The sequence below is a fragment of the Nonomuraea sp. B19D2 genome (assembly GCF_040137845.1).
GTDB lineage: Bacteria > Actinomycetota > Actinomycetes > Streptosporangiales > Streptosporangiaceae > Nonomuraea.
The window spans coordinates 137,654-158,904 of record NZ_JBEFAK010000022.1 but is presented as its reverse complement, the minus strand read 5'-3'; the positions used below and the strand labels follow the sequence as shown (position 1 = coordinate 158,904).

Below are 21,251 nucleotides of genomic sequence, written 5' to 3'. Positions count from 1 at the left end.
GAAAAACCCTATCCGGGTAAAGTCTCATCCGTGGCCACAGAACAACATTCTGACGCGCAGGTGCCGGACTGGTGGCGGGGGCTGGGTCTGCCCGGCCTGATCGACCTGCACGTGCACTTCCTGCCGGAGCGGATGGAGCGCCGCGTGTGGCACCACTTCAGGCACGGTGGCCCGCTGATGGGGAACGGCTGGAAGATCGAGTACGAGTGGCCGGCGGAGGAGCGGGTCGAGCGGCTGCGGGCGATGGGCGTACGGAGGTTCCCCGCCCTCGCCTACGCGCACAAGCCGGACATGGCGGCCGACCTCAACGCCTGGACGCTGGATTTCGCCAGCCGTACACCTGAATGCCTTCCTTCGGCGACTTTCTACCCCGAGCCTGGGGTCGTGGAGTACGTGCGCCGGGCGCTGACGGACGGCGCCAGGATCTTCAAGGTGCACCTGCAGGTCGGCGCGTTCGACCCGCGGGCCGCCGAGCTGGACGAGGTCTGGGGGCTGCTGGCGGACACGGGCGTGCCCGTCGTGGCGCATGCCAGCTCGGTGCCCGTGCCCGGCGGATACATCGGGGCGGGGCCGATCGGCGAGGTGCTGCGCAGGCATCCGCGGCTGCGGGTGGTGATCGCGCATCTGGGGATGCCGGAGTACGACCCGTTCTTCGAGCTGGCCGCCCGCTACGAACGGGTCGCGCTGGACACCACGATGGCCTTCACCGACTTCGCCGAGGCGGGCATGCCGTTCCCCGCGCGGTTGCGGCCGGCGTTGCTTGATCTGGGCCTTTCCGGGAAAGTGGTGCTCGGCACCGACTTTCCGACAATTCCGTACCCCTACTCCCATCAACTGGACGCCCTCGCCCGGCTTGAGCTGGGCGAGGACTGGTTGCGGGCCGTCTGCTGGGACAACGGCGCGGCCGTGATCTGATAGGAAGGTGAACGATCGGCACGTGGCGCTCATCGGCGCTCTCTTCGACGCTCTGGACCGCGCGGACCTCGCGGCCATGGAGCGCTGCTATCACCCTGACATCAGCTTCGGCGATCCGATCTTCCAGGAGGTCGAGGGGCGCGCCAGGGTGATGAGGATGTGGCGGCTGCAGCTCGGCGTGCGCGACGGGGTGAAGTCCGCATATCGTGACGTGACGGCCGACGACCATACCGGGGCGGCGCACTGGACGGCGCGGTACACGTTCTCGAGCACAGGGCGCGAGGTCGTGAACGAGATCGACGCGCTGTTCAGGTTCGAGGACGATCTGATCGTCCGTCATCACGACGAATTCGACTTCAGGCGCTGGTCGAAGATGGCGCTCGGCAGGCCGCACGGGCTGCTGTTCGGGTGGACGCCGATGTGGCGCAAGACCATCAGAGACCGCGCCGTACAACGACTCGACGAGCTCGCGTAGTTCCAAGGAGTAGGGCAGGCATGGCCAGGGTGAAGGGGTTCAGGCGCAGCGGTGACGTACGTGAGGAAGCGCCCGAGCATTCGATGGACCCGCGCGCCGCGGAGGAGCGGCCGTACCGGCCGACCGTCATCGACAACGCGATCTACCTGAGTGGCCAGCGTGTCGACAACCCCGGCTCGCTCGGCGACGCCTTCGAGCGGCTCAAGCAGATGCCGGACAGCATGGCCTGGATCGGCCTCTACCGGCCGAAGGAGTGGGAGCTGGTCAAGCTCGGCGAGGAGTTCGAGCTGCACGAGCTGGCGCTGGAGGACGCGATCGTCGGCTCCCAGCGGCCCAAGGCCGACCGCTACGGCGACACGCTCTTCGTGGTGCTGCGGGCCGCCCGCTATCTGGACGACGTCGAGGAGGTCGCCTTCGGGGAGGTGCACGTCTTCGTCGGACCCAACTTCGTGATCACCGTACGCCACGCGGAGGCACCCGACCTGCAGGCCGTCCGCAAGCGCATGGAGTCGGACCCCGAGCTGCTCCAGCAGGGCCCGCAGGCCGTGCTCTACGCCATCCTCGACGCGGTGGTCGACGGCTACGCGCCGGTGGTCGCCGGACTGCAGAAGGACATCGAGGAGATCGAGGTCCAGGTCTTCGGCGGCGACCCCTCGGTGTCGCGGCGCGTCTACGAGCTGTCCGGCGAGGTGATCGAGTTCCAGCGCGCCACGGCGCCGCTGGTGGGCATGCTGCACGGCCTCATCGCGGGGGCGGCCAAGTACGGCGTCAACGACGAGCTGCAGAGCTACCTGCGTGACGTGGCCGACCACGCGATCACCGTGGCGGAGCGGATCTCGTCCTTCCGGACGATGCTGCAGAACATCCTGGTCGTCAACTCGACGCTGGTGACACAGGCGCAGAACGCGGAGATGGCCCGGATGACCGAGGCGAGCATCCAGCAGGGCGAGGAGGTCAAGAAGATCTCCGCCTGGGCGGCCATCCTCTTCGCACCGACCCTGGTCGGGACCATTTACGGGATGAACTTCGACTTCATGCCGGAAACGCACTGGGCGTTCGGTTACCCGTTCGCGATCGTGCTGATGGCGGCCGTCTGCTTGACGCTTTATGTGGTCTTCAAGAGGCGGAACTGGCTCTGACGCCGGGCTGGGATCAGGCGAAGAGCTCCTCTGCGGTGGTGACTTTGAGCGGCTGGAGGAGCCGGCGGTCAAGAATGTCGAGATCCTTGCACCACCGAATCTCCCACCGAATCGCCTCCGTGACAGGCACGCTACGCTCCTCCAGGATCATCAGCACGGCCTTCGACTTACCACGGATCTCTCCTTCGGCCTGCCCCTCGGCCCGCCCTTCGGCCCACCCCCCGACCCAGAGCTTGCGGGCGGCCGTGGAATTGAATCGATGATCCCACGCGGGCATCAGGCGTCTCCCTCGAAGAGCTCCTCTGCGGTGGTGACCTCGAGTGACCGCAGGAGCCAGCCCTCCAGAAGGGCATGATCCGTGCATGCCATGATGCGCTCCCGAGTCGACTCCGTGACCGGCACGCCACGCCTCTCCAGGACCTTCAGCACGGACCTCGCCTCGCCACGGGCCTCGCCCTCGGCCCGGAGCATCTCGGCGAACTCGGACTTGAAGCGGTAGTTCTGCATCGTCATCAGACGCCTCCAGATCTGTCGGGCATGGGTGTCCCCGAGACCTATTTCCGTTTGCTCGGCGATGTACTTGGCGGTGTCGGTGTCGATCGTGGTCAGCGCGACGTCCAGGGCTTTCAGTATGGCATCGACCTTGGGCGATTGCGCGTGTGTCAGCGCCGAGTACATGGTGAGCACCGCGTCCGTGCACGCTTCGGCGGTATCAGTGATCGCGGGCACGATGTCGGGACCGAGCGCGATGGGGCGCACGACCAGAGAGGGATGACCGGCCAGGCCGATCGGCTTCGGCTCGCGGGCCCATCTGGCCGTGGCCGCGTCCTGACATATCACCATGAGCGTCACCGAACAGCCGAACTTGATGTGCGCGTGACTGATGTAATAGGCCCACGCGGAGATCTTGCGGTCGTCTCTCTGTGATTGCGACTCACTGATGACGACGTGCTTGCGACCCCACAGGGACGTGAACATCATCACCGTGTCGGCGCGCCGCTCGATCGGCGATATCTCCGTCAGGTCGGTATCGACCACTGCGACTTCCTTCGGGGTCGGGAAGTCGATGTTGAGCATTTTGAAGGCATGGGCATAGAGCTCCGGTTTGTCGCGGAATATGCGATGGAGCGCCTCGTGCTGCGAGGAAGGCATGTGCGAAAAGTTACCACTCGATGACTCTCTGTTCGCACGTGTTTCGAAAAACCGGTCACCACAAAGCCGCGATCAGGAGGCCCGTCACGATCAGCGCCGCGAGGGCGATGCGAAGGGCAGCGAGCGCGCGGCCAGCGCCTTTCACGGGAGGCCCTCAGGAGTTCAGGCCGACATGCTGCTCCAGGCGTTCCAGGCGCTGCGCGATCGACTGCAGCTCGTTCCTGACCACGGTGGCCAGCGCCGCGAGCTGATCCCCACCTTGGGTGGCAGGCCCGCCCTGCTGGGCCTGCGCGCGCAGGTGGACATAACCCGCCAGGGCCGCGACCACGGCGCGGCGGGTGAGCCTGGGCTCGGCGCCCAGTGCGCGCAGGACCTGGCCGGCGGTCCCGTCCGGCTCGGCGACCAGGCCCAGCAGGAGGTGCTCGCAACCGACGTAGTTGTGGCCCAGCGAGGTGGCCTCGGTCACGGCGAACTCGAGCGCGTTGGCCGCGGGCCCGCTGAAGCTTCGAGGTGCCTCCGTGCCCGCTGCGGGCTGGTGGCGGTGGGCGAGGTCGCGTTCGACCTGTTGGGGGTCGATCTCCATGGCGTGCAGGACGCGCAGCGCCAGGTTGCCGCCCTCGCTCAGCATGCCGCTGAGCAGGTGCTCGGTGCCGACGCTCGCGGCACCCTCCGCACGGGCCTGGTCGGCGGCGAGCTTGAGCACGGTACGCGTTCTCTCCGTCAGGTGGGTCAGCGCCCCCGTCGGCTCCTCCAGGTCGAGATCCGCCAGGACGGTCTCCCTGATGGCGGTCACCCGGCGCACCGCCTGCTCCAGTGCTCGCTGGCAGACCGCCGACACCGGCACGCCGGCCTGCTTGACGGCCTCCGCCAGTTCATCCGGCAAATACACATTGATCTTTGGCATGCCCCCACTGTAACCCCAAGGGGGTTACATAGCAATGCGCTAATCGGGGAAGCCGGCCAGGGCCTGTTCCGCCTCGGCGACCGCGCGGCGCAGCTCCTTCGCGAACGCCGCCACGCGGTCCGTCCCGAAGCGCGCGGACGGCGCCGAGATCGACAGCGCCGCCACCGCCGATCCGCTCCCGTTGCGCAGTGCGGCGCCGATGGCCGAGACGCCCTGCTCGGTGCCTTCGACGTTCAGGGCGTATCCGAGTATTTCCCGGACCTCGTCGAGCTCGCGCGCCAGCGCGGCGCGCTCCGGGTCGGCGAGGTCCGGGTAGAGGTCCCAGAGCTGGTCGGGGGTCAGCGTCGCGAGCAGGACCTTGCCGCCGGACGCCAGCCGCGCCGGCAGGATCGTGCCCCGCCGGTCGCCCACGTGCAGGATCTGCGACGACTCCGCGCTGTCCAGGAAGCGCACCTCCGTGCCGACCCTGACCATGAGGTTCACGGTCTCCGCGGCCCGCGCGCACAGCCCCTCCATCGCGGGCCTGACCCGGGCGCGCAGCTCGCGCAGGCCCGTGCCGCCGGGAGTGGCCTGCGTCGAGGTGAGGAACGGCCCCGGCAGGTACGTGTGGTGCTCGTCCTGTACGGCGAAGTCGCGATAGACCAGCATGGCCAGCAGGCGGTTGACTGGGACCGGGCGCTGGCCGCGTACCAGGAGATCCGCGCGCCCCGGACGGCGCGCGTGCAGACGACGGCGCGGCTGTGGGGCGACATCTGGCATGTGGACGGCGTGGCGAGGGTGCTGCGCAACGAGCTGTTCCGCACCAGGGACATGTCCAGCTACACCTACGTCGACTGGTTGTACCAGGGGTGAAGCGTGACGGGGCCGTCCGGGGTGTGGACGGTCAGGGTCTCGCCCGACACCGACACGCGGGGATCGGCGGCGCCGGGCACGATCACCGTGAGGACGTCCGGCGCGGGAGGCGACAGCACGGTCACCACCTCGGCGGTACGCAGGTAGCCGGTCGAGATCAGCCCGGGACGCACCCCCATCCCCGATCCGGGGAACTGCAGCAGCGTCACCCGCCAGTCCCCGCCGTCCCCGAGCACCACCGCGCCGTCGCGTCGCGAGACCACCTTGAGCGAGGGGTCGAGGTGCCAGAGGCTGCGCAAGGTCCCGCCGGCGACCGAGTCGTGCACGGCCATCAGGTCGGGCCCGTGGTTGACGAGGACGCGCCGGGTCCTGTCCGGCCCGTAGGCGTCGTCGGCCAGCTCGAAGCACTGGCGTGACGACCCGACGGACGAGGCGGCGAGGCGGGTGGCGGTGCCGGGACGGAAGGTCCCTTCCACGACGGGCACGTTGTGCGCCTCCGGCGAACGGGTCCACTCCACGTAACCGGTCCGCTCGTAGGAGTGGAACCCGGCCTCGACCAGGATCCGGCGGCCCTGGGCACTGTAGGTGACGCCCAAGTGGTCCTCGTGCCCGTGCAGCCGCCGGCCGGGGCCGAACCTGATCGAGTAGTAGGCCGAGCGCGGGTCGTCCCAGGCGGTCCTGCCGAAGACGTAGCCGCCGTCGAACACCCGCACCACCGGACCCTCGTGCGGGAAGCCGTCGCCGCGGACGTCTGCGGGGCTGTCGCCGATGGGGGCGAGGAAGCCGTCGGGCTGGGTGGCGTGCGCGACGTACGCCTCCAGCGCCGCCCGCCGGGCGATCAGCCCCTGGGGCGGCTCGGCGCCGCTCTCGCCGATCGCCCGCAGCGCCACGCCGAGCCGGCGGTGCACGTACAGGCCGTAGCGGGGAGCCTGCTCCTGCAGCACCCCCTGCTCGTCGACGGCCAGCTCGGCGGAGGCGGTCATCCTGCGGACGGCCAGGTCGCGCCAGCGCGCCCGGCCGAGCCGGCAACCGACCACCAGCAGCGCGATGTCCTGGTCCAGGCCGTGGTTGTGGCCCGCGCGGTAGAGGGCGGGGTCGGCCAGGATCTCGCCGTGCTCGGCCAGGCTGTCCCACAACAGGCGGGTCCGTACGTGCTCGCTCAGGCACACGAGCACCGGGGCGCGTAACGCGACCGCGTGCTCGGCCCACGCCCACGGGCTGACGCCGGGGCCGCCGCGCGGGTTCGCACGGATCCACTGCTCGGCCAGGTCGGCGGCCCGGTGGAGGTACGCCTGCCCGCCCGAGCGCTCGTACTCGGCGACCAGGCGGCCCATCCAGCGCAGCGTGTGCAGGTTCAGGGCCCAGGAGCGGTTGCCGTGCGGGTTCGCGGTCCAGTCGACCTCCGCGCCCAGCTCGACCGCCGGCAGCCCGGCGAACGTGACCCGCCCGCCCATCACCTCCTCCACCTTGATCGCGGGAAACTGGCCGCTCAGGCAGATGGCCCTGCCTGAGGTCGTGCGGGCACGCCAGAACACGTCGTGGCTCCTGTTTTCTGGCAGCGCGAAACCCACGCGCCGCCGTCGGGAAGTTCTAGCGGGGACCTCGGTCGGTCCAGCCCGCCTCGATCACGCGCTCAGTGCGCGGGGACGGCCCGCTGTCGGTGCAGGAGAGCACCTGCGAGGTCGCCGGGTCGATGACGAGCGTGCGCCGCGTGCCGTCGGGCAGCACGTACGAGAACGCCTCGCCAGGAGTGCTCGCGCCCAGGTAGCGCACTTCGGGCAGGTCGGCCAGCGCGCGGTAGGCGGCGGCGCGGACCGCGGGCGGGGACGGCTTGGTCCACAGCAGGCCGCTGAGCGCGTCGGCGAGCAGGCCCTGCGACGGCAGCATCGCGGCCACCCGCTCCTTGAGCGCCGCCGGGTCCGCGGGCAGGCTCTGGATCTGCTCGAACGTCAGGTCGCGCCCTGCCATGCTGAACGCCGACCGGCCGCTGACGGGCGAGACCCGGCCGCCGTCCGAGGTCCACGCCCGGCCGTCCCTGGTCGCCCAGAGCTCGGTCACCTCGGACCGGTCCCGCACCTTCTTGATGTGCCAGTACGTCCCCTCGGCGGCGGGCCAGGAAGCCGCACTGGTGGCGGCCGCCAGCAGCACGGAGCGCCCGGACACAGGCGGTTCGTGCACCACGAACGCCAGCGCGACGGCCGCCGCGACGACCGGGACCATCAGCCACGACAGCCGCCTGCGCCGGCGCCTGGCCGTCACCCGCCGCCACACCCTGGCCTGGGCGTGCGGGTCCGGCTGCGGCGTGCCGTACAGCTCCTTGACGCGCTCCAGGTCATCCATGGACGAGCACCTCCCCGAGCTGGGCACGCAGCTTCTTCCTCGCCCGGCTCAGGCGGGACCCGACGGTGCCGTACGGGATGCCGAGCGCGGAGGCGATCTCGTCGTGGCTCAGCCCGGCGAGCGCGACGAGCAGCAGGACGTCGCGGTCGCGGCGGTCCAGCCCGGCCAGGGCGGCGGCCAGCTCCGGGCGCAGGCTCTGGGCGCTGACGCGGACCGCGACCGAGTCCTCGTGCCCGGGGGACTCCGGCTCGGGGCCGCAGCGTGCGAGCGCGCGCAGGGTGCGGGCCTCGAGCCGGCGGTGCTTGCCGATGAGGTTCGTGGCGATCCCGTACAGCCAGGCACGCACGCCGGCGCGGGACGGGTCGTAGTGCGCGCGTTTGCGGAACGCCGTCAGGAACGTCTCGGCGACGACGTCCTCGGCGTTGTCCGGGCCGAGCCGCTGGGCGACATAGGTGTGGATCTCACCGAAGTGGGCGTCGAACACCTCCGCGAACGCGTCGTCGTCCAGGGCGCCCGGCGCGCGGGCCGCCCAGGGCACCGGTGTCGCGATCGTCTCCCCCGTCATGTACAGCCCTCCGACGTATCAGTGGTCATCTCTTATCACCCGATACGCCGGATCACTTTCACGCCGCGGTCAGCTCAGGAAGCGGCGGACGTCGGCGACCTCGGCGTCGAGGAGGCCGCCGGGAAGCTCGTCGAACGGCTGCACGCTCACCTGCGCGCCCTTACGCCCCCACACGCCCCTGATCACGCCGCCCACCAGCACGACGGGCCGCAGGATGCCTCCGCCAGGGAACACCTTCCTCTCGTGCTCGGCCGCCAGGATCGGGTCGCGGCTGCGCCAGCCCATCAGGTATTCGTCGAAGGCGGGCGCCAGGCGTACCACGGGCTCCTCCTCGACGGGCGGCGGGCCGGCGGCGCCGAGGCTCCAGGCGGTGCGGGCCTCGCCCAGCGGCAGGCCCGACCAGGCGGCCAGGTCCTCGGGCCCGGCGGGGTGGTGGGCACGGCGGTAGCGGGTGGCCAGCTCCTTGAGCGCGCGGTCGCGGTCGGGCTCGGGGGTGATCGGGGCGCCCAGCCAGTCGGCGGCGTGCACGTACGTGGGCTTGCCCGCCCTGAGCGGGCCCAGCACGGCCAGGCCGTGGCAGGCGGCCAGCGCCACCAGGTGCACGACGCCCTGGCCGCGTGCCCGGCCCGCCAGGCGCTCCTCCAGCTCGGCCTTGGTGAGCGGGCCCTGGCCCTCGAGGGCGCGGCCGATGAGCGCGGGCAGGTCGTCGCCGGTGACGCCCTCCTCGCGGAGGCGGCGCAGGGTGTTCGTGGCGGACCGGGTGAGGGCGTGCAGCCAGGGGAGGTCGTCGGCGTGGACGAAGTGGAGCGTGCCGCGCGGGCCCCAGGTCCTGACGATCTCGCGTGCGTGCCAGGCTGCCTCGACGTCCTGCCTGGTGAGGGTGGCGGAGCGGGCGCGGAAGGCGAGCAGGGCCGCGGGGACGTCCTGGGCCTGCATCGCCGCCAGCCGCCTGACGACCTCGCCTGCCGCCAGGCCTGGCGGGCGGTGCAGGAGCTGGGCCTCGACGCTTCTCATGCGGGAATCTTGAAGTGCTCCCGTGGGCTGCACGAACTCCGCCTGGCCGGGGGTGAGGTCCAGGCGGTGCTTACGTCCGACCGGCATCCGCGATCATGACCTCCATCTCCACCAGCCAGGCCCCCCGCCAAAGGCACACTGGAAGGCGATGTCGCTGTCCGCGGGCATCACATTAGCGGTCAGTGGTCTCTTGTGCGGACGTAGCGTAGGTCTCTTGTGCGTACGTACTCGCTGGTAGCGCACTTGGGGTTGCTGTGGCGTGGCGAGACTGTCGGTGAGAAGCCGTACCTTAGTGCCCGTGTCCGAACAGCCCCTGACCCTCGACGCCGTCCTCACCGACGAGGCGGTCCTGTCGACCTACCGCCGCATGTTCGCCGCGCTGGCGCGCGACAGCGGCGCGGTGGTCGACGACCCGGCCCTGGTCGACATCGCCGAGACGCTGTTCTCGGCGTTCGCGGAGGCGGGCGAGGAGTGGCTGACGCACGAGCAGATGCGTTTCGCGTGCCGGGCATATCCGGCCGACCAGTTCGACAACCGGCTGCGGGTGCTCAAGGGGCTGGGGGCCGTCCGCGAGGTGTTCCCCAAGCCCAACCAGCTGCGTTACCGGGCCTCGTTCACCAGTGTCGTCGGGCTGATGTTCATCAGGCGGATGATGTCCGACGGCGGCCAGTCGGAGATGCACCGGCTGCTGGCGCTCGAAGACCTCAACGTCGCCGATCCGCGCACCACGATGGAGGAGGCCAGGCAGAGCGCGGTCAATCTGGCGCGGGCGTTCCGGCTCTGGGCGCTGGAGCTGATCACACTCACCATGGGCACGATCGAGGAGCTGCGCGAGCAGGCGCCCAAGCTGTGGGGCACCGAGGAGATCGCCCGCCGCGCCCAGGGCCTGCACGGCACCATCCTGACCCGGTGGCCGGAGCTCGACCGCGTCTGCACCGACCTGCGGGCGGCGATCTACGCCTACAGCGACGCCTCGCGCCGCGCCGCCGGCCGCCTGGCCGACTCGGCGGGCACCACGCGCAACCTGACGTTGCTGCCCACGGAGACGTGGCGCACGTTCGCGCAGACCGCGTCCCGGGAGCGGCTGGCGGCCGTGCTCGACGGGTTCGTGTTCGACGCGCCCGCGCCGTGGCACGACCCGGCTGCCATCGCCCGCGCCGTGGACGAGGCCCCGCGCCCCGCCCCCGCCCAGCCCACTCCCCCACGCTCCCACCTCCCCGACGCCGGGCCGGACTCCTCCCTTGACGCCTCGCCCAGCGCCGCCATGGAGCGGCTGCGAGAGGTGGCGGAGTCGCTGCTGGGTGACGCTTCGCGGGTGGCCCTCGCCGACGTGCTGGGCTCCGACTGGCCCTCGGCGCGCCGCGTGCTCGCCGACCTGACGACCGTGGACCTGCGGCCCGAGCTGCCTTACCGGCTGACGTGGTCCGACGGGCTCACGATCGACCCGGACCGCGAGCCGGCCTGGCTCTCGCACGGCTACCTGGAGCGCACCTGATGGCCATCGAGGAACGTCACTTGGCAGGCGAGCGACCGTCGGCGCAGGCGGGGAGTCGCTCGAAGGGTGTCCTGCGGGCGCAGGCCCAGCCCCCGGCCGTGGCTCATGTGCGGGCGCGGTCGGGTGGGCCGCTGTGGCTGGACGCCGGGGTGCCCGCGCCGCCCGGGATGGTGCGGCTGACGCGTCCCGACTCCACGGGGCAGGCGCTGTCGGTGTGGCCCGATGGGGTGACGCCGTCGTTGCTGGAGGAGTATCAGGTGGCGCCCGTCCCGGTGGAGCGGTCCGGGGAGACCCGGCGGGTGCTGGCCGCCGTGCTCAAGTGCTGCTGGACCGACCTGTCCGTGGACCCGTGGCCCGGCGAGCCCGCGCCCATGGAGCTGGTGCTCGACACATACCGAGCGCTGATCGGCCGCACCGACGACCTGATGCGCAACTGGGCGATCGGCGCGCTGCGGCGGTTGCACGACTCGGCGTGGGTCTTGATGGACGACGGCGTGGTCGCGCTCGGCCCCCGGTGCGCCTTGTGGCCGGTCGAGTCGCATGCGCAGCTGCAGGAGCTGGTACGCCGCCTGCCCGATCCCGAACGCCCCGAGCTCACCGTGGTGGGTGACGCCGACATCGTGGCCGCCGCCGAGACCGATCCGGTGGGAGCCGGCGGACGGGTCGAGGCCGCTTCTCCGGCGGAGTTCGACGATCTGCTGGGAGCTTACGACGAGCGGCGGCGGGCGGAGCTGGTGGCGGCGTTCATGGCGGTGGAGTACGCCGCCGAGCCGGTGCAGGAGGCGCGTTTCGCCGCCCTGCGGGACCCGGCGCTGCGCCACACGCTGGGCGAGCTGCTGACCAGGCGCGGCCGTACGCTGATCCAGCACCGCGACCGCTGGACCTCCGGCTATGACGACACCCACGCCGCCTCCCTGACGAGGCTCGAGGCCGAGGCCGCGCACGAGCCTCCCCCTGGCACCGGCTCGACCCCGTCGGACGAGCCCTCGCCGACCGGCCGGGGTGGTGGCGGCACCCCAGACGCAGCGTCCGCAGCCGTCGAGGCGGCCGACCGGGCGAGCGAGATCGATGCAGCCGAGACGGGCGATGCCACCCGCGCCGCCAAGGCGGGCAATGTGCCCGGCACACCCACTGCGGGCGACGTGGCCGGCGCAGCCCCAGCGGGCGACGCAACGGGCGCGGCTGCCGGCGCTTCCGGTTCGGACGGCGCCCCGGTCTCCCGGCAGGCGGCCCGGCCGTCAGGCGCAAGCGGTGGCGGCTCGGCGGGCGCGCGGCTGGGGGTGAGTGAGCGGGCGGTGCTGACGCTCGTACTGGTGCACTCGGTGGCGATCCCGAGGGCTGAGGGGCTGCTGCCCGAGGACTCCTGGCTGTCGCCGCACCCCACACCGGTGGACGAGCTGCGCCGCCACACCCAGCTGCCCATCGGCGAGCTGGAGGCGGCGTTGCGGGCGTTGCGGCACTCGGGGCTCTTGAGCCAGGTCAAGGCGGGCGAGGAGGCGGGCGGTTACGTGCCGGGGTCGCAGTTCCACCGGCTCACTCCGGCGGCCAGGCGGCGCCTGCAGGAGGAGCTGATCCTGGCGGCCGGGCCGAACACGCCGCTGGCGGCCGCCGTACGAGCTCGAAGATCGGCGAAGTGATCACAGCCGGGTGCGGCGAGTTCAGCGTCAGGACGAATGGAAGGACTACGGGGGTCAGAGGTGTCACAGGTGGAGAACGTCGTCGGAGACCGGGTGTTGATCGCCATGCAGGCGGTCAACATTTCGCGGCTCTCCACCCATCCGGTGCCCACCGTCCCCGGCACGCTCATCGTCGTGGCCGGCGCCGGGCCGAAGGACTCCAACGGCGCGGGTAAGTCGTCGTTCATCGCCTCGATCACGGCGCTGCTCGGGGACGAGCAGTGGCGCTTCGCCTCGGGCGCGAAGGCGGTGTCCGAGCTGCTCTTCAACGCCGAGCTGGCCAGCGGCGCCGGAGCCCGCCAGTGGGCGAGCGCCGACCACGGCTACATCGTGGGCGTCTTCGGTCCGCCCGGCATGGAGGGGTTCGCCCCCTATGACCTCGACCTCCAACGACCGGACGACGCGGCTTCCGTGCCGCCCCCGCAGGCGGGCGATGCTCCCGCCACGGCTTCCGAGTCGCCGGACGACGCGGAGGAGGCCGAGTTCGCGCTCGAGAGCCAGGTGGCCGGGGGCGAGCTCAGCGGGGAGCTGTTCGAGGTGCCCGACACCTCGGGTGGGGCGCTCACCGTGTGGCTCAAGGTCAACCAGGAGGCGCCGCACCTGGAGATCCGCTGGCGGGAGGGGGTGCACCTGGCGGCGTCCCCGTCCGAGGCCGAGCGGGTGGCGCGGGCCGACGAGATCTGGGCGTCCCTGCCGAAGTCGGCCGGTCGGCGGGACGTGGTGGCACGCGACCTGACCAAGGTGCTCTACGGCGACCGGGTCAGGTGCGTGTCGTTCCTGTCCACGTCCGTACGGAGCAAGGTCGCCACCAACCTGCTCTCCCAGCCGCTCAACGAGATCTCCCCCGAGCGGGTCTTCGAGGCCATCGCCGCCCTCACCGGCCTCGACGCCGAGCTGGAGCAGGAGCGGGAGGCCCGCCGCGACGAGCACGCCAAGCGGGTGCGCGCGGCGCAGGCGGCCGAGCGGCTGGCGGAGTTCGAGTCGGAGTCCAAGGCGCTGCTGACCACGTTCGACCGGCGTGACCAGGCGAGGGTACGGCTGGCGGACGCGTTGCGGTGCTGGCGGGGCAGGCAGGCGCGCAAGCTGGCCGACGCGGCGGCGAAGGACGAGGCGCTGGCCGCCGACCTGGAGCGGCACCACGCGGCCGGCGAGGCGGCCGCCGAGGCGATCGCCATGGTCAAGGCGGAGATCGCCACGCTGCGGGAGGACACCCTCGACAGGCAGGTCTCGCAGGCCCGCAAGGAGCTGGCGGCACTGCAGGCGAGGGCGGCCAAGCTCGACGCCGACCGCGCGGTGGCCGAGAACTCCGCCGACGAGCTGCGCGGGCTGATTCCGGCGCTGGAGGAGAGGCGCAGGTTCGCCGACGGGCGTGACGTGCCTACGGCCGAGCGGGAGCTGGGAGAGGTCCGGCTGCGGCTCAACGAGGCGCTCAAAGCGCTCGGCGTGGCCGACCAGGAGGTGGCCTCCGCTCAGGCGGCGCTGGACGACGCCGAGGGCGGTCCGGCGGCGGCGCAGCTCAACGCGCTGGCGGCGGCCGGGGTCGGCGCGACCGGCCTGCTGGACGCCCTCGACGTGGCCGAGCAGGCCCGCGACGCCGCCCATTCCTCGGGACACGACCAGGCACTGCGCGGGAGGACCGCCGGTGCGGATGCCGGCGGGGCGGGTGACGCCGAGGCACGGGACGTCGAGGCGCGGGACGTCGAGGCGCTGGGCGCGGCCCTCAAGGCACGCTACGGAAAAGCGCCGGGCGGCGTCGGCGGGCCGTCGGGTGGGCTGGTGCTGGGCGATCTGCGGGGGTGGCCCAACGAGCATGCGGTGATCGTGGATGCGGCGCAGCTCGATGCCGCCGCTGCCGCGCTGGCCGCGTTGCCCGGTTCCGTGCTGGTCAGCTCGGCCGGGGTGAGCGTCGTGGGGGCGTTCGACGGGGTGGCCACCGGGCGTGAGGCCCGGATCAAGGCCGCCGAGCAGCGACTCAACCGCGCGAAGGACGTACAGGAGACGGCGGCGCAGGCCGTACGCGATGGGGAGGAAGCCGTCGCCGAGGCGCAGCGGCGGCTGGAAGGCGCCAGGGCCGGGGTGCGCCTGGCCGAGCTGGAGGCGAAGCTGGCCGAGCGGCGGGCCAGGCTGGCCGAGCTGAACACCGCGATCGAGGAGGCCGCGCCGAAGGTCGCCGAGGCCGAGCGGCAGACCGGAGCGCTGGACTTCCGGGCCAGGACCAGGGACATGGAGATCGAACGCCTGGAGGGGCGGCGCCACCGGCACGAGGCCGAGCGGGCGCAGGCCCGCGACCGGGAGGCCAAGGTCGGCGCCGAACGCGAGTCGCTCAAGCTTGACGCGCTGGCCGCCGACTGGGGCGGCACGGTGGAGACGGCCCGCGAATGGCTCGGCGCGCTCCCGGAGGAGGAACGGCCGCGCGCGGCCGAGGAGTGGTGGCGGATCGCCGAACGCCACTTCGACCAGGCGTTGCGCGACACGTTCCCGGAGGAGGACGCGGAGATCCCGGAGGAGCTGCGGTTCCTGCTGAGCGAGCGGGGCGGGAGCGCGGCGCGGGAGCAGGCGACGTTCGCGGCGGTGTGCGGGGCGCTGGCCTCCTACCTGCGGGGCCAGGAGGAGTACGAACGGCACCAGCGGCGCCAGATCGAGGCCCAGGTCGTCTCCAGGCAGCGTGACCTGGCGGCGGCGGCGCGCGGCGCCGAGGAGGCGGCGCAGTCGACGGCCGTGCACCGGGCGGCGTTGACGGCGGCGATCAAGGCGCGGCTCACGCGGGTGGCCGAGGAGTTCGAGAAGCTGGACACCTCTTACGGGGGTTACGGGGCCACGCTGGAGTTCCCCGTGCCGCCCGCGCCCGCCGACCCCGAGCAGCGCTGGCAGTGGCGGGTGACGCCGAAGTGGCGGCGCGGCGAGGGGCAGGGGTTCGTGCCGTACAACCGGCGGGCCAACACCGCGCTCATGGACGAGAAGGCCGTCAAGCTGGTGTGCGCGGCGGCCATCGCCTCCTCCGGGGGCGGGCATCTGTGCCTGGTGCTCGACGAGCTCGGCCGCAACCTGGGCAAGGAGCACCGCAGGGAGGCGGTGGCGCTGTTCAGGCGGATCGGGGAGACGTACGGGATCACGGTGATCGGGGCGCTCCAGGACGACATGGAGCCGTACGCGATCGACGCCTGCGGGCAGTACATCAAGCTGCGGCGGTCGTCGGACGCGATGCCGTACAACGAGCCGCCGGTGATCGTCGGGCACGACCAGCACGCCGAACGGGTGCGGGCGCTGGCCGCATACGTCGACAGGACCGGCGCCGCGGTCACTTGATCGGCGGGCCGGTGTAGGAGGCGCGGAGGCGGAGGAGGGTGCCTCGGCCGTACTCCTCCATCGCGTGCGCCAGCCAGCCCGCCACCCTGGCCACCGCGAAGATGGCCTCGCCCGCGCCGCTCACCATGCCGCTCACGGCGGTGAGGATGGCGAGGGCGAAGTCCGTGTTCCGCTCCGGGAGGCGGCGCCTGCGCATTTCCTCCAGTACGGCCGTTCCGGCGGCGAGCCGCTCGTGCCCTGGCGCGGCCGCACTGACCAGGTCGAGCAGGAGGCCGCCGCGACCGTCGCCGTTTTTGTAAATGCTGTGGCCGAAGCCGGGGATGCGCTCGCCGCGCCGCACCCGCTCGCCGATCTCCCGTGCGGCCTGGTGCGGCTCGGCGACCTCGGCGAGCAGGCGTTCCGCGCCGTACGACGCGCCGCCGTGCAGCGGGCCGCCGAGCACGCCGAGCCCGGTCAGCACCACGGCGTACGGGTCTGCCTTGGCGGAGGCGGCGACCCTGGCGGCCAGGGTGGAGGCGGCGAGCTCGTGGTCGGCGAGCAGCACCAGGGCGGCCTGGAGGGCGTCGAGGAGGGCGGGGGTGGCGGGCCGCGGGCACAGGCGGGACCAGAGGCGCTCGGCGATCGACTCGCCCTGGGGCTCGCTGAGCTGCGGCAGGGCGTCGACGAGCCCCGCGATCATGCGGCGGCCGGTGGCGGCGACGGAGACGGGGTCCAGCTGGTAGCGGAGGGAGTCTGACGCGCCGAGGACCGTGGTGATCACCTGGAGGCGGTCGAGGGGCAGGAGGTCCTCAGGAAGCCCGCGCTGCGCGGCCACGGCGGCCGCCAGCGCGTCCGGCTCGCACCGCCACGGCACCGGCCACGGGATGCGCGCCCCGCTGCCGCTCGCAGGGTCGGCGGTCCAGAGCCAGGAGGCGACCGTTTCGAAGTCGCTCGTTCGTGCCAGCTCCAGCGCGTCGAGCCCCCGATAGTAGGGTCGGTCCACCCCGAGGGCCGTGATGCCCGACTCGATCACCAGCTCAGGCGGCTGGTTGCGGGGACGCCCGCGCCGGGCGAGGCGCTCGACCTCCTCCGCCGAGAAGAGGCTGCGCCGGCCGTCCTCGCTGTGCCGCCGCTGCAGCACGCCCCGGCTCACGTACGCGTACAGCGTGGCGGGCTTGACCCCAAGGCGTGCGGACGCCGTGGCTGCGTCGATCCACTCCACCATGACCCCTCAATGTTGATGAAAATCAATATTGATCCATGTCGAGAGAGCGTGTCAACGTGAGGGCATGCCAAAAGTTCACTTCCTCGATGTGACCAACCGGGACGGCGTGCAGACCGCGCGCACCGGCCTGTCGAAGTTCGGCAAGACCATGGTCAACTTCTATCTGGCCAAGCTCGGGGTGGCGCAGTCCGAGATCGGATTCCCCTTCCTGTTCCACGAGGTCCCGTACGTCAAGGCGCAGGTGGCGCTGGCCGAGGCAGGGGCGTTCGGCGGCCTGCGGCTCTCCGGATGGTGCCGCGGCGTGCCGCAGGACGTGGAGAAGGCGGCGCCGCTCGGGCTCGAGCACTACAACCTGTCCATCTCGACGTCCGACTACATGATCCAGAACAAGTTCCGGGGACGGCTGGACAGGAACGCGATCATCAGGGAGATGACGGCCGCCGTGCGCACGGCCAAGGCCGCGGGCGCGCGGACCGTGGGAGTGAACGCGGAGGACGGCTCGAGGACGGACGGCGGCTTCCTGCTGGAGTTCGCGCTGGCAGCCAAGGAGGCGGGCGCCGACCGGGTGCGCTACTGCGACACGATCGGCGGTGACACGCCCGACAGGATCCGCGAGCGCTTCGCCAAGCTGGCCTCCGCCGTCGCGATGCCGGTCGAGACCCACTGCCACAACGACCTCGGCATGGCCGTGGCCAACTCCGTCTCGGGCGCGCTCGGCGACCTCGAGGCAGGGCAGGACGCCTGGATCAACACGTGCGTCAACGGCATCGGCGAGCGCTCCGGCAACGCCGACCTGCTCTCCACGATCCTGGCCTTCCAGCACGGCTTCGGGCTCAACGCGGAGATCGGCGACGCGCTCGACCTGTCGTGGGCCCGCAGGTTCGCGTTGTGGGCGAGTTACGCGTTCGGGCAGCAGCTGCCGAACAACCAGGTCGGGGTGGGGCGGAACGCGTTCGCGCACGAGAGCGGCATCCACGCCGACGGCGCGCTGAAGGACCACGGCAACTACGAGCTGTACGACGAGGCCACGCTGGGCCCGTTCCCCGAGGACTGGCACGCGCGGGACGGCCGGGTCGTGCTGACCGGCGAGTACGGCGGGAAGGCGGGCTTCCGGCACGTCATGGACGGGCTGGGGGTGGAGGTCCGCGAGGAGGACCTGGCCTTCCGGCTGGTGCAGCTCTGCAACGCCATGACCGGCCGCCCGCTCACCGACGACGAGCTCCGCCTGATCGCCACGTTCCCGCGCGAGTTGTCCCTGTTGTTCCCCGGCTACGAGAACCCTTAGAAGGTGTCGTCGCCCGTCTCGGGCAGGGCCAGCAGGCAGAGCAGGCTCAGCAGGGCCATCGCCGCGACGTACCCGCCGACGGCCGTCACGCCCAGACCGCCGGCCTGCATGCTGGTGGCGACCAGCGGCGGCACCGCGCCGCCGAGCACGCCGCCGAGGCTGTAGGCCACCGAGGCGCCGCTGTAGCGGTACTGCGTCCTGAACAGCTCCGGCAGGTACGCGCCCATCGGCCCGAAGATCAGCCCCATCAGGCCCAGCGCCCCCGCCAGGGCCAGGCCGACAAGGACGACCGACCTGGTCTCCATCAGCGGGAACATCACCAGTCCCCACACGACGGCCGCGCCTGTCCCGGCGATGAGGGTGCGGCGGCGGCCGAGGCGGTCGGAGACCATCGCGGAGACCGCCGTGCCCGCGCCCATGAACACGACCCCGATCATGGTCAGGGCGAGCATGGTGGTCTTCGGGATCTTCAGCGTGGTGGTGCCGTACGCCAGGCAGTAGGTGGTGGCGGTGTAGAAGAGCGTGTAGGCGACGGTCATGGCGCCGGCGCCGAGGAGCACGCGCCGCCACTGGTGCCGCATGAGGCCCGCGAACGGCACCTTGGCGATCCGGTGCTGGTCCATGGCCGCCTGGAAGACCGGCGTTTCGGAGATCTTGAGGCGTACGTACAGGCCGACGATCACCAGCAGCAGGCTCGCCACGAACGGCAGCCGCCACCCCCATGACCCGAACTCCTCGTCACTGAGCGCCTCGCCGAGGATCAGGAAGAGCCCGTTCGCCATGATGAAGCCGACCGACGGGCCGAGCTGCGGGAACATCGCGTAGAGCCCGCGCTTGCCGGGCGGCGCGTGCTCGGTGGCCAGCAGCGCCGCGCCGCCCCACTCGCCGCCGAGCCCGATGCCCTGCGTGAACCGCAGCAGCACGAGCAGCACCGGCGCCGCCACGCCGATGGCCGCGTAGCCGGGCAGCAGCCCGATCGCGACCGTCGAGAGCCCCATCACCAGCAGCGACACGACCAGCATCGACTTGCGGCCGACCCGGTCCCCCCAGTGCCCGAACACGGCCGAGCCGAGCGGGCGCGAGATGAACGCCACCGCGAACGACGCGAACGCGGCCAGGCTGCCCGCCACCGGGTCCAATTTGGGGAAGAAGGCGGCATTGAGCACCAAAGCCGCCGCGGTGCCGTAGATGTAGAAGTCGTAGAACTCGATCGCGGTGCCGATGAGGCTGGCGGCCGCGATCCTGGACCGGCTGGGGGCCGCGATATCGGGGGATGTTGTCATATTGGTCTCACTATGCGGACTTGCGTCTTGTAAGGCGATACAGAGAAGCTATCACCCGCGAAATATCACCTTGGGAAGGAACGGGTTTGGCTGTCGATCTGGTCATCTTCGACTGCGACGGGGTGCTCGTGGACAGCGAGCCGATCTCCGTACGCGTGGGCACGGCGGCGCTGCGGCGCCTGGGCTGGTCGATCGATGAGGCGGAGTACGCCGAGCGGTTCGTGGGGTGCACGAACGAGTACTGGGACGAGCAGGTGGGCGAGACGCCGCCGGGCTGGCGCGAACAGCTCATCGCCGATTACACGGCCGCGGTCAAGGCCGAGCTGTGCGCGGTCGACGGCATCGAGGAGGCACTCGACCGGCTCACCGTGCCGACCTGCGTGGCCTCGAACGGCCGGCACAGCACGATCCGCCGCAGCCTCGAGCTCACGGGACTGACCGAGCGGTTCGCCGGGCGGGTGTTCAGCGCCGAGGACGTGGCCAGGGGCAAGCCGGCGCCGGACCTGTTCCTGCACGCGGCGGCCACGATGGGGGTGGAGCCGGAGCGGTGCGTGGTGGTGGAGGACAGCCCGTTCGGGGTGACGGCGGCGATGAGCGCGGGCATGCGCTGCCTGGCCTTCGCCGGCGGCCTCACCCCCGCTTCCCGCCTCACCGGCCTGGGCGCCACCATCTTCCACCACCATGCCGCCCTGCCCGGCCTGATCAGCTCTCTCGAGGGCGATTAGGCTCTCTCATCACCCCTGACGGGCACGCCCGTTCTCGTCCAGATAGTCGCGCCAGGAGCGCTTCGGGTTCCAGCCCAGCAGGCGGTGGGCCTTGGCGCAGGAGATGCCCGAGGCGTCCTTGCGGGCGAGCGGGCGCAGCTCGATCCGGTCGCCGTAGTGCTCCCGCAGCGCGGCGGCGAAGTCGTGCCCGCCCGCGTTGTCCGGCGACGCGATGTAGAACACCTCGTGACCGGGCAGGTCGGACTCGGTGGCCAGGACGATCGCGTCCGCGAGGTCGTACACGTCGATGTAGCTCCACAGGCCCGCGCCGATCTCGGAGACGTCGCGGACCTGCGGGCCGAGGTTGCGCTCGTAGTTGCCCTCGTGCTGCACCCAGCTCGGCCGCAGCGAGATGCACCTGATGTCCGAGCGGCGCACCGCCGCGTCCATGAGCTGCTCGCCGAAGTGCTTGGCCAGCGCGTACGGGTCCTGCGGCCGGATCGGGTGCTCCTCGTCCACGGGCGCGTAGTCGGGCAGGAAGGGGCGCTCCGGGAAGAAGAAGCCGGGGACGGTCTCGCTGGAGATGTTCACGAAGCGGGAGACGCCGAAGCGGACCGCGGCCTCGATCATGTTGAACGTCGCCATCAGGTTGTTCTGGAAGACCACGTGCGGCGGATTGGCGGTGGGGTCGGGGATGGCGGCGGCGTGCACGACCGCGTCGGCCCCGCGGACCACGGCGAACGCCTGCCCGGCGTCGGTCAGCTCGGCCTGCTGGTAGCGGGGCCGGCCGGGCTCGGGCCGTTCGAAGACGGGGCGCGTGAGGTCCACGCCGGTCACCTCGTGACCGGCCGCGGCCAGCGCCTTGACGGCCGCACGGCCTACCTTGCCGTGGGCTCCGGTGACGACGACGTGCATGAGCTCTGCTCCTTTACGGGGTTCGGT

At 71.6% G+C, this 21,251-nt stretch carries 20 protein-coding genes; 9 read left to right on the top strand and 11 right to left on the bottom strand.

The window, feature by feature from the left end:
• Positions 1 to 30 precede the first annotated feature (30 nt).
• Genes ABN273_RS34285 through corA form a run of 3 tightly spaced genes read left to right on the top strand, consistent with a single transcriptional unit; the run spans position 31 to position 2,529 of the window.
• Positions 31 to 915: an amidohydrolase family protein gene (locus ABN273_RS34285; RefSeq protein ID WP_349453244.1), complete on the top strand. Its 885-nt coding sequence runs from the start codon at positions 31 to 33 to the stop codon at positions 913 to 915.
• Between the two features lie 7 nt (positions 916 to 922).
• On the top strand, positions 923 to 1,390 hold the full coding sequence (locus ABN273_RS34280; protein ID WP_349453243.1) for a nuclear transport factor 2 family protein: 468 nt from the start codon (positions 923 to 925) through the stop codon (positions 1,388 to 1,390).
• A 20-nt stretch (positions 1,391 to 1,410) separates the two neighbouring features.
• A complete protein-coding gene (gene corA / locus ABN273_RS34275; protein WP_349453242.1) occupies positions 1,411 to 2,529 on the top strand; it encodes a magnesium/cobalt transporter CorA in 1,119 nt (372 codons plus the stop codon).
• Positions 2,530 to 2,542: 13 nt separating this feature from the next.
• Here corA and ABN273_RS34270 read toward each other — a convergent pair whose 3' ends face one another.
• The 4 genes from ABN273_RS34270 to ABN273_RS34255 all read right to left on the bottom strand — a co-directional run bounded on the left by ABN273_RS34270 (position 2,543) and on the right by ABN273_RS34255 (position 5,233).
• Positions 2,543 to 2,806: a hypothetical protein gene (locus ABN273_RS34270; protein ID WP_349453241.1), complete on the bottom strand. Its 264-nt coding sequence runs from the start codon at positions 2,804 to 2,806 to the stop codon at positions 2,543 to 2,545.
• Positions 2,806 to 3,681 (bottom strand): hypothetical protein, encoded by an 876-nt coding sequence (locus ABN273_RS34265; protein WP_349453240.1) that lies wholly within the window; start codon positions 3,679 to 3,681, stop codon positions 2,806 to 2,808. Before ABN273_RS34265 ends, ABN273_RS34270 begins: the two co-directional genes overlap by 1 nt.
• 154 nt (positions 3,682 to 3,835) lie before the next feature.
• Positions 3,836 to 4,585, bottom strand: a complete 750-nt coding sequence (locus tag ABN273_RS34260; protein WP_349453239.1) for a Clp protease N-terminal domain-containing protein — start codon at positions 4,583 to 4,585, stop codon at positions 3,836 to 3,838.
• 39 nt (positions 4,586 to 4,624) lie between these two features.
• On the bottom strand, positions 4,625 to 5,233 hold the full coding sequence (locus tag ABN273_RS34255; protein WP_349453238.1) for an IclR family transcriptional regulator: 609 nt from the start codon (positions 5,231 to 5,233) through the stop codon (positions 4,625 to 4,627).
• Between ABN273_RS34255 and ABN273_RS34250 the strand changes: the two genes are divergently transcribed.
• Positions 5,195 to 5,437 carry a hypothetical protein gene (locus ABN273_RS34250; RefSeq protein ID WP_349453237.1) on the top strand — a complete coding sequence of 81 codons (243 nt, stop codon included), beginning with the start codon at positions 5,195 to 5,197 and terminating at the stop codon, positions 5,435 to 5,437. The genes ABN273_RS34255 and ABN273_RS34250 overlap by 39 nt on opposite strands.
• Here the strand turns inward: ABN273_RS34250 and ABN273_RS34245 are convergent.
• The 4 genes from ABN273_RS34245 to ABN273_RS34230 form a co-directional block, all read right to left on the bottom strand.
• Complete coding sequence (locus ABN273_RS34245) at positions 5,410 to 6,972, bottom strand: heparinase II/III domain-containing protein (RefSeq protein WP_349453236.1); 1,563 nt, start codon at positions 6,970 to 6,972, stop codon at positions 5,410 to 5,412. The genes ABN273_RS34250 and ABN273_RS34245 overlap by 28 nt on opposite strands.
• Before the next feature lie 55 nt (positions 6,973 to 7,027).
• Positions 7,028 to 7,777, bottom strand: a complete 750-nt coding sequence (locus tag ABN273_RS34240) for a hypothetical protein (protein WP_349453235.1) — start codon at positions 7,775 to 7,777, stop codon at positions 7,028 to 7,030.
• Positions 7,770 to 8,342 carry an RNA polymerase sigma factor gene (locus ABN273_RS34235; RefSeq protein WP_349453234.1) on the bottom strand — a complete coding sequence of 191 codons (573 nt, stop codon included), beginning with the start codon at positions 8,340 to 8,342 and terminating at the stop codon, positions 7,770 to 7,772. Before ABN273_RS34235 ends, ABN273_RS34240 begins: the two co-directional genes overlap by 8 nt.
• 69 nt (positions 8,343 to 8,411) lie before the next feature.
• Positions 8,412 to 9,356, bottom strand: coding sequence for a winged helix DNA-binding domain-containing protein (locus ABN273_RS34230; RefSeq protein WP_349453233.1), 945 nt, complete (start codon positions 9,354 to 9,356; stop codon positions 8,412 to 8,414).
• Between the two features lie 298 nt (positions 9,357 to 9,654).
• Here ABN273_RS34230 and ABN273_RS34225 point away from each other — a divergent pair, with 298 nt between their 5' ends.
• The 3 genes from ABN273_RS34225 (at position 9,655) to ABN273_RS34215 (ending at position 15,833) form a co-directional block, all read left to right on the top strand.
• Positions 9,655 to 10,851: a hypothetical protein gene (locus ABN273_RS34225; RefSeq protein WP_349453232.1), complete on the top strand. Its 1,197-nt coding sequence runs from the start codon at positions 9,655 to 9,657 to the stop codon at positions 10,849 to 10,851.
• 20 nt (positions 10,852 to 10,871) lie between these two features.
• The gene (locus ABN273_RS34220; RefSeq protein ID WP_349453231.1) at positions 10,872 to 12,488 is read left to right on the top strand and encodes a hypothetical protein; all 1,617 of its coding nucleotides are present in this window, start codon (positions 10,872 to 10,874) and stop codon (positions 12,486 to 12,488) included.
• Positions 12,489 to 12,557: 69 nt separating this feature from the next.
• Positions 12,558 to 15,833, top strand: coding sequence for a coiled-coil domain-containing protein (locus ABN273_RS34215; RefSeq protein ID WP_349453230.1), 3,276 nt, complete (start codon positions 12,558 to 12,560; stop codon positions 15,831 to 15,833).
• Here ABN273_RS34215 and ABN273_RS34210 read toward each other — a convergent pair.
• A complete protein-coding gene (locus ABN273_RS34210) occupies positions 15,826 to 17,037 on the bottom strand; it encodes a citrate synthase (protein ID WP_349453229.1) in 1,212 nt (403 codons plus the stop codon). The two genes, ABN273_RS34215 and ABN273_RS34210, sit on opposite strands and share 8 nt — an antisense overlap.
• Before the next feature lie 64 nt (positions 17,038 to 17,101).
• On the opposite strand from ABN273_RS34210, the gene ABN273_RS34205 reads away from it, so the two are divergent.
• Positions 17,102 to 18,322, top strand: a complete 1,221-nt coding sequence (locus ABN273_RS34205) for a LeuA family protein (RefSeq protein ID WP_349453228.1) — start codon at positions 17,102 to 17,104, stop codon at positions 18,320 to 18,322.
• On the opposite strand, the gene ABN273_RS34200 is transcribed toward ABN273_RS34205, so the two are convergent.
• Positions 18,319 to 19,605: an MFS transporter gene (locus ABN273_RS34200; protein WP_349453227.1), complete on the bottom strand. Its 1,287-nt coding sequence runs from the start codon at positions 19,603 to 19,605 to the stop codon at positions 18,319 to 18,321. The two genes, ABN273_RS34205 and ABN273_RS34200, sit on opposite strands and share 4 nt — an antisense overlap.
• 86 nt (positions 19,606 to 19,691) lie before the next feature.
• Here ABN273_RS34200 and ABN273_RS34195 point away from each other — a divergent pair, with 86 nt between their 5' ends.
• A complete protein-coding gene (locus tag ABN273_RS34195) occupies positions 19,692 to 20,330 on the top strand; it encodes an HAD family hydrolase (RefSeq protein WP_349453226.1) in 639 nt (212 codons plus the stop codon).
• A gap of 9 nt (positions 20,331 to 20,339) precedes the next feature.
• Here ABN273_RS34195 and ABN273_RS34190 read toward each other — a convergent pair whose 3' ends face one another.
• A complete protein-coding gene (locus tag ABN273_RS34190) occupies positions 20,340 to 21,224 on the bottom strand; it encodes an NAD-dependent epimerase/dehydratase family protein (RefSeq protein ID WP_349453225.1) in 885 nt (294 codons plus the stop codon).
• Between the last annotated feature and the right edge of the window lie 27 nt (positions 21,225 to 21,251).

Coding starts and splice junctions, on each gene's coding strand:
- corA (WP_349453242.1), top strand. CDS start 1,411: ATGGCCAGGGTGAAGGGGTTCAGGCGCAGCGGTGACGTACGTGAGGAA.
- ABN273_RS34270 (WP_349453241.1), bottom strand. CDS start 2,806: ATGCCCGCGTGGGATCATCGATTCAATTCCACGGCCGCCCGCAAGCTC.
- ABN273_RS34265 (WP_349453240.1), bottom strand. CDS start 3,681: ATGCCTTCCTCGCAGCACGAGGCGCTCCATCGCATATTCCGCGACAAA.
- ABN273_RS34260 (WP_349453239.1), bottom strand. CDS start 4,585: ATGCCAAAGATCAATGTGTATTTGCCGGATGAACTGGCGGAGGCCGTC.
- ABN273_RS34255 (WP_349453238.1), bottom strand. CDS start 5,233: ATGCTGGTCTATCGCGACTTCGCCGTACAGGACGAGCACCACACGTAC.
- ABN273_RS34240 (WP_349453235.1), bottom strand. CDS start 7,777: ATGGATGACCTGGAGCGCGTCAAGGAGCTGTACGGCACGCCGCAGCCG.
- ABN273_RS34235 (WP_349453234.1), bottom strand. CDS start 8,342: ATGACGGGGGAGACGATCGCGACACCGGTGCCCTGGGCGGCCCGCGCG.
- ABN273_RS34230 (WP_349453233.1), bottom strand. CDS start 9,356: ATGAGAAGCGTCGAGGCCCAGCTCCTGCACCGCCCGCCAGGCCTGGCG.
- ABN273_RS34210 (WP_349453229.1), bottom strand. CDS start 17,037: ATGGTGGAGTGGATCGACGCAGCCACGGCGTCCGCACGCCTTGGGGTC.
- ABN273_RS34205 (WP_349453228.1), top strand. CDS start 17,102: ATGCCAAAAGTTCACTTCCTCGATGTGACCAACCGGGACGGCGTGCAG.
- ABN273_RS34200 (WP_349453227.1), bottom strand. CDS start 19,605: ATGACAACATCCCCCGATATCGCGGCCCCCAGCCGGTCCAGGATCGCG.
- ABN273_RS34190 (WP_349453225.1), bottom strand. CDS start 21,224: ATGCACGTCGTCGTCACCGGAGCCCACGGCAAGGTAGGCCGTGCGGCC.